The organism is Streptomyces sp. NPDC002133, from assembly GCF_040296405.1.
Lineage (GTDB): Bacteria > Actinomycetota > Actinomycetes > Streptomycetales > Streptomycetaceae > Streptomyces.
The window spans coordinates 25,253-37,689 of sequence record NZ_JBEOXF010000074.1 but is presented as its reverse complement, the minus strand read 5'-3'; the positions used below and the strand labels follow the sequence as shown (position 1 = coordinate 37,689).

General features: G+C 69.3%; 12 protein-coding genes and 1 pseudogene. 8 read left to right on the top strand and 5 right to left on the bottom strand.

The features are described 5' to 3' along the window. Nucleotides 1-248: 248 nt before the first annotated feature. Nucleotides 249-1,403, bottom strand: a complete 1,155-nt coding sequence (locus ABT078_RS37640; protein ID WP_351236068.1) for a TetR/AcrR family transcriptional regulator — start codon at nt 1,401-1,403, stop codon at nt 249-251. A gap of 113 nt (nt 1,404-1,516) precedes the next feature. Here ABT078_RS37640 and clpX point away from each other — a divergent pair, with 113 nt between their 5' ends. Next, entirely contained in the window at nt 1,517-2,788 is a 1,272-nt protein-coding gene (gene clpX, locus ABT078_RS37635; RefSeq protein ID WP_351236072.1) for an ATP-dependent Clp protease ATP-binding subunit ClpX, read from the top strand. Nucleotides 2,789-2,834: 46 nt separating this feature from the next. Here the strand turns inward: clpX and ABT078_RS37630 are convergent, their stop codons facing one another. Next, entirely contained in the window at nt 2,835-3,656 is an 822-nt protein-coding gene (locus tag ABT078_RS37630) for an SGNH/GDSL hydrolase family protein (protein ID WP_351236065.1), read from the bottom strand. After that, nucleotides 3,643-4,212, bottom strand: a complete 570-nt coding sequence (locus tag ABT078_RS37625; RefSeq protein WP_351236063.1) for a PadR family transcriptional regulator — start codon at nt 4,210-4,212, stop codon at nt 3,643-3,645. Before ABT078_RS37625 ends, ABT078_RS37630 begins: the two co-directional genes overlap by 14 nt. Before the next feature lie 151 nt (nt 4,213-4,363). Here ABT078_RS37625 and ABT078_RS37620 point away from each other — a divergent pair, with 151 nt between their 5' ends. The 3 genes from ABT078_RS37620 to ABT078_RS37610 all read left to right on the top strand — a co-directional run bounded on the left by ABT078_RS37620 (nt 4,364) and on the right by ABT078_RS37610 (nt 7,911). Then, the gene (locus ABT078_RS37620; RefSeq protein ID WP_351236061.1) at nt 4,364-4,795 is read left to right on the top strand and encodes a nuclear transport factor 2 family protein; all 432 of its coding nucleotides are present in this window, start codon (nt 4,364-4,366) and stop codon (nt 4,793-4,795) included. Between the two features lie 552 nt (nt 4,796-5,347). Then, complete coding sequence (locus ABT078_RS37615; protein WP_351236059.1) at nt 5,348-6,370, top strand: serine/threonine-protein kinase; 1,023 nt, start codon at nt 5,348-5,350, stop codon at nt 6,368-6,370. 983 nt (nt 6,371-7,353) lie between these two features. Beyond that, nucleotides 7,354-7,911 carry a hypothetical protein gene (locus ABT078_RS37610; protein ID WP_351236057.1) on the top strand — a complete coding sequence of 186 codons (558 nt, stop codon included), beginning with the start codon at nt 7,354-7,356 and terminating at the stop codon, nt 7,909-7,911. Nucleotides 7,912-8,704: 793 nt separating this feature from the next. On the opposite strand, the gene ABT078_RS37605 is transcribed toward ABT078_RS37610, so the two are convergent. Further along, nucleotides 8,705-9,079, bottom strand: coding sequence for an HGxxPAAW family protein (locus ABT078_RS37605; protein ID WP_351236055.1), 375 nt, complete (start codon nt 9,077-9,079; stop codon nt 8,705-8,707). A gap of 118 nt (nt 9,080-9,197) precedes the next feature. Here ABT078_RS37605 and ABT078_RS37600 point away from each other — a divergent pair, with 118 nt between their 5' ends. The 3 genes and pseudogenes from ABT078_RS37600 to ABT078_RS42995 all read left to right on the top strand — a co-directional run. Beyond that, nucleotides 9,198-9,671 (top strand): MarR family winged helix-turn-helix transcriptional regulator, encoded by a 474-nt coding sequence (locus ABT078_RS37600; protein ID WP_351236053.1) that lies wholly within the window; start codon nt 9,198-9,200, stop codon nt 9,669-9,671. 550 nt (nt 9,672-10,221) lie between these two features. After that, nucleotides 10,222-10,545 (top strand): hypothetical protein, encoded by a 324-nt coding sequence (locus ABT078_RS37595; protein WP_351236051.1) that lies wholly within the window; start codon nt 10,222-10,224, stop codon nt 10,543-10,545. Between the two features lie 37 nt (nt 10,546-10,582). Then, nucleotides 10,583-10,732 (top strand): annotated as a pseudogene (locus ABT078_RS42995) (IS5/IS1182 family transposase); the annotation flags it as partial. A 300-nt stretch (nt 10,733-11,032) separates the two neighbouring features. Here the strand turns inward: ABT078_RS42995 and ABT078_RS37585 are convergent. Beyond that, on the bottom strand, nt 11,033-11,518 hold the full coding sequence (locus tag ABT078_RS37585) for a DUF2000 family protein (protein ID WP_351236049.1): 486 nt from the start codon (nt 11,516-11,518) through the stop codon (nt 11,033-11,035). Between ABT078_RS37585 and ABT078_RS37580 the strand changes: the two genes are divergently transcribed. Next, the gene (locus ABT078_RS37580; RefSeq protein WP_351236047.1) at nt 11,517-12,425 is read left to right on the top strand and encodes a helix-turn-helix transcriptional regulator; all 909 of its coding nucleotides are present in this window, start codon (nt 11,517-11,519) and stop codon (nt 12,423-12,425) included. The two genes, ABT078_RS37585 and ABT078_RS37580, sit on opposite strands and share 2 nt — an antisense overlap. The last annotated feature ends 12 nt before the right edge of the window (nt 12,426-12,437 follow it).

Below are 12,437 nucleotides of genomic sequence, written 5' to 3'. Positions count from 1 at the left end.
AGCACACCCACCACCAGCCGACACCGGCCACGCGGAGCAGCACTGGGCACGGGCTTCCACCTGCACGCCCACGCCACCCCTCCACGGTGGGCAGACCCCACGCCTTGCACGGGATCGCTTAACTGATCAGAGACGCTCCAACCGCCAGTGGCCCTCTGCGAGTCTGGTCCACGGGCTCGAGGCGCCCAAGGCCCACGGCAGCCGTCGTCGGCTGGTCCTGGCTGGTCCGGCAGCCAGCCGGCTGCCGGTCAAGGCCCGGAAGTCACGAGCGAGGCAGCTGCGACGGCGTGGCAGGCCCCGGAGCCCTCGGCCCGGGCGAGGATCCGGCCTGCGCCGATACCGACGGCGGCCTCCGTGGTTTCGCTGATGCCGGGCACACCGGCCGCTGCGGCGAGGGCGCCAGAGGGATCGCACACCACGCGCAGTCGCGGCCACGCCCACTGCGGGAAGGCCTCGCGCAGGCATGAGGTCAACTCCGCGACGACCAATCGGGCCAGGGGCGCCGCTTCGTGCGGCTCGGGCGCGACGAGGACGGCGGTGACATCGGTGCCGGGCGGGGCGGTTCGGACGGCCTCCTCCACAGCGGAGAGTCGGTGCGGGCCCAGCACGGCGACCACGCCGTCGGAGGTGAGGGGCGCGGGGCGGCCTGTCACGAGGTCGGTCGCCTCGTGGGGCGCCCACGGATCGTCAGTGCGCCGTGCCGGCGGGACGGCTGTCGGCGGCGCCCACCAGTCGCTCAACTCGAGCCCCGCCAGCTGCTCGCAGGCGCTGATGACGTCGAAGGGCTCGATGAAGCCGGGCGCAGCCGCGGCCATCCGGCTTGCGCCGTGAAGGGTGGTGAGGACGGTCTCCGCCATACGCACCGAGCGGCGTGGCGGTGCCCCGGGAGTCCTTTCGAGCGGATGTACTCGTTCCAGGGCCAGTGCGAGCAGAAGTGCGTCGAGCCTGAGGAGTTGGAGGTACGGGCCTCGCAGCCGCGCGTCGGCCATGACCTCCGGGATCAGGTCCACTCCGAGCCTGGCGGTGCCGCCCCGCTCGTCGGCGACATCACCGGCACCGGCACTGGAATCGGCACCGGTGCTGGTGCCGAGTCCGGGCTGTGGGAGGCGCGCGACCCAGGCCCTGGCCAGCGACCCGAGTGCCTCGGGCGCGCTGTGGCCCGGCTGTGCCGCTGGACGCGCCGTCGCGGGTCCGTGCTCGGCGAGGTCCGCGAGGACGGCGAAATAGAGGGCACGTTTGCCGGGGAAGTTGGAGTAGACCGCGCCTCGGGTGAGTTCGGCCCGCTCGGCGATGTCATCGATGCGGGCGGCCCGGAAGCCGCTCTGGGCGAATTCGTCCCGGGCGGCGGCCAGCACCCTGGCGCGGGTGCGCTCCTGCGTCTCCGCCCTGGTGAGTCGCGCCATCGTTCCCCTCGGTGTGCTCCTCGGACCGCTCGTCTGCATCCCGTCCGTCTGCATCCCCGAACTGAAATTATCGTAGCATCTGGATGACGAGACCATCTGGAGGGCTCACGTTCATGGCGCGCATCGGTGACGACGGCTCCTTGCTGCAGTGTTCGTTCTGCGGAAAGAGCCAGAAGCAGGTGAGGAGGCTCATCGCCGGGCCGCCCGGAGTGCAGATCTGCGACGAATGTGTCGAGCTGTGCAACGAGCTGATCGAGGAGGAGCTGGCCGAGGTCACCGAGACTCCGCTCGACGAGCTGCCCAAGCCGGCGGAGATCCACCAGTTCCTCGACGAGTACGTCATCGGCCAGACCGGCGCCAAGCGGTCGCTGGCGGTGGCCGTCTACAACCACTACAAGCGGGTCCGCGGCATGGCGCACGAGGACGGACCCGTCGAGGTGGCCAAGTCCAACATCCTGCTGCTCGGCCCCACCGGCTGCGGGAAGACGTATCTCGCCCAGACCCTCGCCCGGCTGCTGAACGTGCCGTTCGCCATCGCCGACGCCACCGCGCTCACCGAGGCCGGATATGTGGGCGAGGACGTGGAGACCATTCTGCTGAAGCTGCTCCAGGCCGCCGACCACGACGTGAAGCGTGCCGAGACGGGCATCATCTACATCGACGAGATCGACAAGATCGCACGCAAGAGCGAGAACCTGTCGATCACCCGTGACGTGTCCGGCGAGGGCGTGCAGCAGGCGCTGCTGAAGATTCTGGAAGGCGCGACCGTTTCGGTGCCCCCGCAGGGCGGTCGCAAGCACCCCAACCAGGAGTTCATCCAGATCGACACGGCGAACGTGCTGTTCATCGTGGCCGGAGCGTTCGCGGGCCTGGAAACCATCGTTGACGACCGCGTCGGCAGGCGCGGCATGGGCTTCTCTGCCGGGATCCACGCCGAGGACCACGGAGCCGGGAGTGACATGCTCGCCAAGGTGTTGCCCGCCGACCTGATCACGTTCGGGCTGATCCCGGAGTTCGTCGGCAGACTTCCCGTCATCGCCCGGGTGTCGAGCCTGGACAAGCACGCCCTGCTGAGAACTCTCACCGAGCCACGCAACGCCCTGGTCAAGCAGTACAAGCGGCTGTTGGCGATGGACGACGTCCAGCTCGAGTTCAGCGAAGCCGCCCTCGAGGCCATCGTCGAGAAGTCCATGCTGCGCGGCACCGGCGCCCGCGGACTGAGGGCGATCATGGAGAACGTCCTGCGGCCCGTGATGTTCGAGATCCCCAGCCGCGAGGACGTGGCCAAGGTCGTCATCAGCGACCGCACGGTCCACGAGGATGCAGGCCCTCTCGTCGTCACCCGGCATCCCCCGTCGGAGCCCATGGACGGCCGGCCCGCCTGAGACGCCTCCGCCCCGGCCTCCCGGGGCCGCGACCTCCAGGACCTGCTCACTCCCGTTCGGCCTCGTGCCCGGCAGTGGCGGACCGTTGTACGGGGAGGAGGTGCGGGCGCTTGGCGGTGTGGCCGTCGCCGGTCGAGCGGCCGCGCAGGCGTCTGCCCAGCCAGGGTCCGAGGAAGGCGGCGGCCCAGCGCAGTTCGGCGGTGGTGGCGTTCCAGCCGGTGGGCGAGGGGGCCGGGGGAGGGGGTAGAGGGTGTGTCCAGGTGTCGTCGCTGCCCGGCAGAGCAAGGGCGTGGGCGACTGCGGCCGCGATGCGCCGGTGGCCGAGGGGGCCTGCATGGAGCCGGTCCGGGCTCCACAGGCGGGGGTCGGTGACCACGGGGTGGTGGCTGGTCTCGGCCACGGTGACGCCGTGGTGACGGGCCGCCTGACGGATACGGTCGTTGAGGGCGGTGACGCGGGAACTGAGCGGCCGGGCGAGCGGGGTGATGCGCGCGACGTCGGGGAAGGTCAGGGTGGCGACGCGGGCGCCCTGAGCGGTGAGCGCGGCGAACATCGCCTCGAGATGACCGGCGACCTCGTCGGCGTCGAATCTCGGCCGCAGCAGGTCGTTGACCCCGGCGACCACGGTGGCCAGGTCGGGGCGCAGGATGAGGGCGGGAGCGAGCTGCTCGGCGTGGACCTGGCCGGCCAGACGTCCTCGTACCGCCAGATTGGCGTACATCACCCGGGAGTTGTGCTCTGCGAGGTGTTCGGCGAGCCGGTCGGCCCATCCTCGCAGCCCGGCGGTGTCGTCGCCGTCGCCGAGGCCCTCGGTCTGGCTGTCGCCCAGGGCGACGTAGCGGAGGCAGTGCGGGTCAGTGCCGGGCACGGGCGCCCTGCCTTTCCTCCAGGATGGCGATTGTGCGCCGGCACCAGTCGCGGTTGCCTTGTTCGAAGGCGAGGCCGCGCAGGCAGGTCAGGTACGGGCCGATGCGCTCGCCGTGGCGCAGGAACTCCTCTTCGGTGTGTTCACCCCGCATGGTGTCCAGCAGCGAACCGAACAGGCCGATTTTGGCCTGGGCGAAGGCGACTCGCTCGGTGAGCTGCGCGATCAGAGTCTCGGTGTCGACGTGGTCGGCGGCCTGGACCTTGACGAGCAGGTCGTCACGGATGAAGGAGGGCTTGGCGGCGGTGGCCGTGAAGCGCTCCAGTTCGGCCAGACCGGCCTCGGTGACCCGGAACATGCGCTTGTTGGGCCGGGTGACTTGGACCACCTCCCGGCCGGTGATCAGCCCGTCCTTCTCCAGCCGGGTCAGCTCCGCGTACAACTGCTGCGGCTGGGCGTGCCAGAAGTTCGCCACTCCCAGGTCGAACGCCTTGACCAGCTGGTAACCGCTCAGCTCCTCGTCGAGCAGCGCCGCCAGAACTGCGTGCCGCAACGCCATCGGGTCACCTCTTCCGCCCTGTCTCCGTCCACCGGCCCCAGACCATCGGCCCCAGTCCACCGGCCCCAGTCCACCGGCCCTGTCCATGGACACGGTCCTCATGATACTCAAGAATCTGACTAGTCACATTGATGACTATGAAGGGAATCCCATGACCGCAGCAGAACGCTTCCGCGCCGCCGTCCACGGTCGCGACCTCGCAGCCCTGGACGACCTGTTCACCGACGACGTCCGCCTCTACAGCCCCGTGAAGTTCCAGCCCTTCGAGGGCAAGCCCATGGTGCTGGGCCTTTTCGGGGTCCTCCTGCGCACCTTCGAAGACTTCCGCTACGTCGGTGACTTCACGGGCACTGCCGAGACGAGCGCCGACGGCACCACCGCCCCGTCGGCCGTCCTGCTCTTCCGCGCGACCGTCAACGGCAGGCAGATCCACGGCATCGACCTGCTGCACTGCGACGACGACGGCCGCATCAAGGAGTTCACGGTCATGGTCCGGCCGCAGTCCGCCGTCCATGCCCTGGGGGAGGCGGTCCTCGCCGGCCTGGTCGCCGACGGTCTGGTTCCTGCGCCTGCCGATCAGTAGCGACGCGGCACGGCGGCCTTGTGGAACCGTCCGCGGGGCCGCAGCGCGAGCCCGGCGCCCGAGGGCATCGAGCAGAGGAGGCCGATGGTGCGTCCGGGCTGCGGACTCCAATGCGCCGAACCACGGGGGCATTTGTCGCAGGAGAGCGCCCACCGAATCCCAAGCCCGGCCTCGCTCCGAAACGTGCCGACCCGGCTGCTCTGCGGCGCGGGCACCGATGGCGGCGGTCACCGCGTCGCCGATGAGGAGAACGGCTTCCACGGCCCTCTGCGTCCGTGGTGCCGGGTCACTGCAGCGGCCCGGGGCTCAGCCGGGGTGCAGTGACCGGTGCGGGGTGTCAGCGGGCATCGGTTCGAATGCCGTGCGGCGCTGTGTCCCGGGTGGCCGGTCCGGGCGGACAGTCCGTTCTGGGGTGTTTGTCCAGATTGCTGGATAGTATTTCGGGTGTGGATGTGGGGCCGCCGGTGACGTTCATGCCGGGTCCCGGCGCCGGTGCCGGTCGGGGCTCCGGTTCTTTGGTGCTCGGCATGGGCGGAGGGGCGGTGGTGCGTGATGACCTCACCTGACATGGGCCTGTATGCGGGCCGTGCGTCGGGTCTCATCGGGGCGCAGATCGCGGGTTATCGGGTGGAGCGCGAGATCGGCCGCGGGGGCATGGCGGTGGTCTACCGTGCGAAGGACTTGCGTCTGGACCGCACGGTGGCCCTGAAGTTGCTGGCTCCGGAACTCGCACGCAATGACACGTTCCGTCGCCGTTTCACGCATGAGTCACGTGTGGCGGCAGCGATCGATCATCCGCACATCGTGCCGATTTTCGAGGCGGGCGAGACGGACGGCGTCCTCTACATCGCGATGCGTTACGTCTCGGGGCTGGACCTGCGGGCGCTGCTGGACCGGGACGGTCCGCTCCCGGTCCAGCAGGTGGCGCGCATCGGTGCTCAGGTGGCGTCGGCGCTGGATGCGGCGCACGAACACGATCTGGTGCACCGGGATGTCAAGCCCGGGAACGTCCTGGTCGCCAAGGGGACGGACAGCGAGCATCCGGAACATGTGTATCTGACGGACTTCGGCCTCACGAAGAAGTCGCTGTCGCTGACCGGGTTCACCACGGTGGGCGAGTTCGTGGGCACGCTGGATTACGTGGCGCCGGAACAGATTTCGGGACGCCCGGTGGACGGCCGGTGCGATCTCTACAGCCTGGCCTGTGTCGTCTACGAGATGCTGACCGGCAGGCCGCCGTTCCAGCGCGATGAGGACATGGCGCTGTTGTGGGCACACCAGTACGACGAACCGCCCGCGCTGAGCGAGAAGCGGCCGGGAATCGCACCGGGACTCGACGAGGTACTGGCGAAGGCCCTGGCGAAGGTTCCCGATGACCGCTACGACTCATGCCTGGAATTCGTGGCGGCTCTGCGCGCTGCCGGCGGCGGCTCCGGTACGGCGGCAGGGGGCCGGCCGCCGACACAGGTGGAGGCTCATCCCCGCTCCGGGGCCGATGCCCTTGCGGCTGAATCCGGGCCGGTGCCGGAGCCGCCCGTCTGGGCGCGGCCGGTGTTCGGCGGCCTGCTCGACTGAGGCGCTGCGCCCCGACTGCCACGAGGTCTGCCGCGTGTACGCCGACAGCTCGCCGCCCGGCGGCGCGTCGAAGCTTCTGTGATTGTGTGGGCCGCCTGTGCCGGCCGGATGCGTGCGGGCTCTGGCCGGCGGCCAGGCACGCCTTGGTCACCGGGGCAGCGGCCTGGGTGCCGGAGGTCGCCTGTGTGCGGGCGCGGAGGCTGTGTGTTGCCCCGTTTTGCGTGAGGGTGTCCTGGCCGGGGCCGGGGTTGCTGTGTGTCCGGCGTCGGGGCCGCAGCCCGGGGCGCGTTCTGCCGGGGGTTCCCCGGTGTCGGGTGCGCGGCCCGGGCTGCGGAGCATTTTCCCGGGCCCGCGCCGCACCGCACCTTTATCCGCCCTTCCGGGCGGGGCGTGGGGAGCGGGTGGCCGGGGGGAAGTGCCGGTATCCGGGCAGTCGGCGTCCACGGGTGACGGCCCCCTGCCGCCGGCGTGGGATGCGGGGCCGGCGCGGGTGGGAAGTTTCTGGGGCACCCTCCGTTCACCGCGTCCAGTGCCCGGATGTGTCCCGCGTCGCGGCCCGTCAGGCCGGTGACGGCATCACCGACGCCTGCGGAATGGGCGCGGGGCGCCGTGGCCGGTCGGCGCCGGGGCAGCGTGGCGTGGCTTCCCCGGCCGGACATCGGGACACGCCCGGGGTGTGCCGCAGGCGCCTGTCCGCGCCGGCCTGTCGTGCTGCCCGCCGGTCAATACACCGCGGGCCACGCCCCGCCTCTATCGGGACCGTCGCCGTTTGTCAAGTCCCGAATTTCAGCGGCATGACGCGGTTCGCTTATCCGGTGCTTAATTGAGGCATCGGGTCACGCAGTACAGGTGACCCACCCGCATCACCCGGAACAGTCCGGGCGGCGCGTTTACGGGACACATGTCCCGCTGCCGAACGGCCTGTGAATCGTCCGGACCGTTCGGCAGTTATTTCACCCCATTCTCACCGGAGGAGAATCATCATGGCCCGCACTTCCCGCACGCAGCGTTTCGCGGTACTCACCGCTTCGACCGCTCTGGCCGCAGGAGGCGCGCTGCTGCCCTCCAGCGCATTCGCCGCCCCGGCTGCCGCGCCTCAGGCCGCCACCGTCACCACGGTGGCACCCGATCACGGCGGCCACGGCAAGCACGGCAAGCACGTAGGAAAGAAGGGCAAGATCGTCATCGTCGTCAATAACAACAACAATAACAACAACAATAACAACGGCGGCGGGAACAACAACAATAACAACAACAACAACGGCGGCGGCGGGAACAACAACAACAACAATAACAACAACAACGGCGGTGGCGGGAACAACAACAATAACAACAACAACAACGGCGGGAAGAGCAACAACAACAACAATAACAACAACAACGGCGGTGGCGGGAACAACAACAACAATAACAACAACAACGGCGGTGGCGGGAACAACAACAATAACAACAACAACAACGGCGGTGGCGGGAACAACAACAACAATAACAACAACAACGGCGGTGGCGGGAACAACAACAATAACAACAACAACAACTGAGTTCGGTTCACGGTTCGGCTGGGCGGCAAAGCCGTCCGGCCGGACTTGCGTGTCTTCGGGAAAGGTACGTGCGCAGGCCGTTTCGCAACGGCTGGCGGTGTGGAGTGACGTTGTCCGTCCGGTTGGCGGCCGGGAATCCGGCTCGGAAAGGGTCCGGTTTTTTCTTGTGCTCGGAGAGTCTGTGACGGGGGCGGAAGTTGTTGTGCACGCAGCAGTATCCGGACGGGTCGCCTGTCGTGGGTGCTGTATTTCGCTCTTCTGTTGTTGTGTTCGTGTGGTCCGGTCAGGGGAGGGGCTGGTGTCGGGGTTGGCGGTGGTGGGGGTCTGGCGGCGGGGCTGTTTCGGTGGGGCGCGGGCGGTTCGCCCGCGGCGGCGTTTCCACCGCGGGCGCGGGGCGCGGCCCGAGGGGGCGCGTTGGTCGGTGTGGCGTGGGCGGGATTGCCGGCCGTGTCGGTTCGGGTTGTCCGGGGGCGGGAGGGGGCGCTGGGCGGGGCGGGTGCTTGCGGTGCTGTGCCGGCTTCCGGGGGCGCTGCCGTAGGCGAGGGGTCGGTGCTGTATCGGGTGGTTCACCTTGAGCCGGTTGCGGGCCGGAGCGCTGGCCGGTTGCAGGGCGGTTGCAGGGAGTTTGCGGGGTGGAGCCCGGTCCGGGGCTTCTCATAGCCCGGATGGGAGTACGTCCTCCCTGTCCATTGGCGTCCGTCCGAACCAGCCCGATGACGTCAGGGATCGCCGAGATTCCGCCGGCGGAAACCGCAGGAGCGTCACGAAGGCCCGGCGCTCGACGCGGCATCTGTCAGGACGACAGGTCAGCCGGAGAGCCCGCAGGGGAGGCGATGACGGCGGGCTCGGCCGCGGTGCCCGTGCGCACCGGAACGTCGCGTCGTCCGGCCAGCCGGCACCCGAGGCAGCCCGTGTGCCCCTCGCGCGCGGCGCGGTCCCGGACTCGTAGGCGCCACTGGTCGGCAGGCCGCGGGCCGGGCGGTTTGCCCCAGCCCGCGAGGTGCAGGCCCCACGTGACCAGCACCGCCGATGCCATGATGGCGAGCCCCAGCCAGATGCCCGGGCGCCAGCCGCATATGCCGACGCCGGTGGCCGCCGCGCCCGCCGTGGCGACGGCGCAACCGAGCCACCCGGCAATGGTGTGGCCTTCGTCGTGATGTCCGCTCACGTGCCTGCCTCCTCGCGCCCGCCGCGCTGAGCGACGGCATGCCGCGGCCACGCCACCGGCGTCGACCTATGATGTCTTAGCAAGTGAGGAATTTATCTTACGCACTAAGGGAATTTCAATGGAGGGCAAGCCCCGCCCCGCCGCCTCCGCCTCGGACGCGATCAGCGCGATGGACGACCTCATCGCGACGAGCATGGTCGGCCAGCAGGAGTTCGCCCGGAACCTGGGTCTGAGCGTCACGGACCTCATCTGCTTCGCGTACGTCCTGGAGGCCGAGGGCACCCCGGTCACCGCCGGCGACCTGGCCGGGCGTGCGCACGTGACGACGGGGGCGGTGACAGGCATCCTCAACCGCCTGGAGCGCGGTGGGTTCGTGACACGGCAGCCGGACCCCGCCGACCGGCGCCGGGTACGCGTGGCCGCCGTCCCGGCCGCTGCCGAGCGTGTGCGGGCCATCTACGAGCCGTACTACGCGCGCCTCGCGGAACTCTTCGCGGACTACTCGCCTGACGAGATCGCCGTACTGGCCGACTGGTTCACGCGCGCCGGTGGGCTGGCGCGCACCTACCTGGAGGAGTCGTGCGAGAGCTGATCTTCAGGCTGCTTGGTCGATCGCGAGCGGTGATGCCTACCGGACGGTCGGCGACCATGCCGTCGCGGACCTGCAGCGCGATCACTTCGATCAGGTCTGGGGAGACGCCCACGGCGTAGAGCTCCGCGAGGTGGGCCGGTGGTCAGGGCCCTCTCACGTACAGGCCGTTCACCCTGACACGTTGCGGCCTTCGGCGCGGGTCCGCAGTACCGGTTGTTCGGCCGGGTCGAGGTCAACTCCGCCCCGTACGGCCGATGTCCGAATCTTCGCGGGGTCGCTCTTTCGTGCTGCCCATGGGTGAGCATTTCCGGCGTGGACGGGGCTGTCGCGGTTGTCAAGCCCCGAGTTTCAGCGGCATGACGCGGTGCACCGGGCGAGGGCTTAATTGAGGCATCGGGTCACGCAGTACAGGTGATCCACCCGCAATTGTCACAGGCGGTTCCGGCGGCGGATTTCGCCACTGGTGTCCCATGGCCCAAAGAGTTCTGTGATTCGGGCGGGCCGTTCTTATCCGTTTCTTTGCCTTTTCTGCTCGAAGGAGTTTTCCCTCATGGCTCGCACTTCCCGTACGCAGCGTCTGACGATGTTCACTGCTTCGACCGCTCTTGCGGTGGGAGGTGCCCTGGTGCCCTCCGGCGCTTTCGCCGCCCCGGCGGCGCCGCACGCGGGCACCGTGGCGTCCCACCACAACGGCCATGGCCACCGTGGCCATGACGGGCACCGCGGCCACGACGGTGAGCGCGGCCATCACAGGAACAATGAGTGGGACGGCCACCGCTCGCGCGGTGACAGGGGGCCGGTCATCATCGTCATCAACAACACGAACACGAATACCAACACGAATACCAACACGAATGCGAATACGACGGACTGACGGTCGCGGACAGTGCCGGGTGCGTGGGCCGTCGGATGTGGCTGTCCGATCAGTGATCACCGATGCGATGTGGGTGGACCGGATCGAACCGTTGACGTGGGCCGATCCGGCCCACGGACGACGGTGGGCCGACCGCCCGTGGCCCCGTGAGGGTTCGCCCGGCCGGACGTGCCCGACGAACTCGGGTCCTTCCGGCGGCCCACAGGAGGGGCCGATTCGATCCGAAGGCGGTGGTCGCACGCCCATGGCAGTGCCACCCTCTACGGCCGCGACATGGCGATGAAGCTGCTGCGCACACACATCAACAGGCGAGCCTGCCGGTGGCAGATGAGAGCAGGCAGGCGCGAGCGACGGCGGCGAAGCCGAGTGATTGCTCAGCACGCTCGTGGTTCGGCGTGACGTACGCCCATACTCGGCCCGCCGTAGGGTCGGTCGATCGATACCAGCCGATGCCCCCATGCAAGGGCCTCCGCGGTGGTCGCATTGCTCAGGGGTGCATCCGTGCGCCCTTGAGGACCTTGTCCACCGCGTTGCGCGGCCCGTAGACGGCCATCCCCACCAGATCGAGCTGGTCCTTGCCCACGGCCCGAACGGCCGCCCGGTTGTCCCGGTCGTTGCCCGTGCTGAACAGATCCGAGGTGAACACGGCCCTCGGCAGCGAGCGGGACAGCGCACGGCCGTGGGCGACGCTCAGCGTCTCCTTCGTCGCCTCGAAGACCAGCACGGGCTGGCGGAACATCGGCAGATACGCGGTGTCGTCGGCGTCCGCGTACGGCTCGCCGATCACCTCGGGTGACACAGTGCCGAGCCCGCTGACCAGGAAGGCGGTCACATTCAGCCGCTGCCAGGGCTCCAGGTCGTCGCGCAGCAGTACGGCGATCTTCGTGGCGAAGCGCACAGGCACGTTCTCATCCCCGGCACCGGTCTCGACCCCGCGCCCGGCCTCGGTCTCGGTCTCGTCCTTGGTTCTCATGCTTCGAGACTGGCGGGTGCACCCGTTCTCCGTCTTGTACGTTCTTTGCGTGAAGCCTCGGCAGGAGATCTCTGCTTGGCGCCCGCCGGTCGCGGGCGTCGTGGAGGTCTTCCACGCCCACTTCACCGAGCACGCGTACCCCATGCACGTCCACGACGCCTGGACCCTGCTGATCGTCGACGACGGCGCGGTCCGCTACCACCTGGACCGCCATGAGCGCGGTACCCCGAGCGACACCGTCAGCCTGCTCCCGCCGCAGGTCCCGCACAACGGCTCACCTGCCACCCCTCACGGGTTCCGCAAGCGCGTGCTCTACCTCGACATGACGCAGCTGGACGAGAACTTCATCGGGCCGGCGGTGGACGGCCCGGACCTCGCCGATCCCGTCCTGCGCAGACGCGTCGGCCAGCTGCACACGGCCCTCGCCAACCGCGGTGACGAGTTCGAGGCGGAGAGCCGTCTCGCCCTCATCAGCGAGCGCTTGCGCGAGCACCTGCGCCCCAGGCCGGCCGTCGGCAGCACCGGGCACGACCGCAGTGTCGCCCGGACCCTGCGTGACCTCCTCGACGAGCGGCTGCTCGAAGGCATCCGGCTCGAAGAGGCCGCGCGCCTCGTCCACGCCCACCCCACGCATCTCGTACGTTCCTTCAGCGCCGCCTACGGCATCGCACCCCACCAGTACGTGATGTCCCGCCGCGTCGACCTGGCCCGCCGTCTCCTGCTCGACGGACAGCCGCCGGGCGAGGTGGCGATCGCCGCCGGCTTCTGCGACCAGTCCCACCTGACCCGGCACTTCAAGCGGGTCGTGGGCGTCACCCCGGGCCGGCCCGTACCGGGGGCACAGCCACCACCAGGCCACCACCACGCGCAGGGAATCTGGGTGAGCAGACATCCGCGGCCCGCGTGACACCTGTCGCGC

Bases quoted from the DNA above. Each gene is read 5' to 3' on its own strand.
- ABT078_RS37615 (WP_351236059.1), top strand. From the start codon at position 5,348: ATGACCTCACCTGACATGGGCCTGTATGCGGGCCGTGCGTCGGGTCTC.
- ABT078_RS37600 (WP_351236053.1), top strand. From the start codon at position 9,198: ATGGAGGGCAAGCCCCGCCCCGCCGCCTCCGCCTCGGACGCGATCAGC.
- clpX (WP_351236072.1), top strand. From the start codon at position 1,517: ATGGCGCGCATCGGTGACGACGGCTCCTTGCTGCAGTGTTCGTTCTGC.
- ABT078_RS37585 (WP_351236049.1), bottom strand. From the start codon at position 11,518: ATGAGAACCAAGGACGAGACCGAGACCGAGGCCGGGCGCGGGGTCGAG.
- ABT078_RS37580 (WP_351236047.1), top strand. From the start codon at position 11,517: ATGCTTCGAGACTGGCGGGTGCACCCGTTCTCCGTCTTGTACGTTCTT.
- ABT078_RS37625 (WP_351236063.1), bottom strand. From the start codon at position 4,212: ATGGCGTTGCGGCACGCAGTTCTGGCGGCGCTGCTCGACGAGGAGCTG.
- ABT078_RS37610 (WP_351236057.1), top strand. From the start codon at position 7,354: ATGGCCCGCACTTCCCGCACGCAGCGTTTCGCGGTACTCACCGCTTCG.
- ABT078_RS37640 (WP_351236068.1), bottom strand. From the start codon at position 1,403: ATGGCGCGACTCACCAGGGCGGAGACGCAGGAGCGCACCCGCGCCAGG.
- ABT078_RS37620 (WP_351236061.1), top strand. From the start codon at position 4,364: ATGACCGCAGCAGAACGCTTCCGCGCCGCCGTCCACGGTCGCGACCTC.
- ABT078_RS37595 (WP_351236051.1), top strand. From the start codon at position 10,222: ATGGCTCGCACTTCCCGTACGCAGCGTCTGACGATGTTCACTGCTTCG.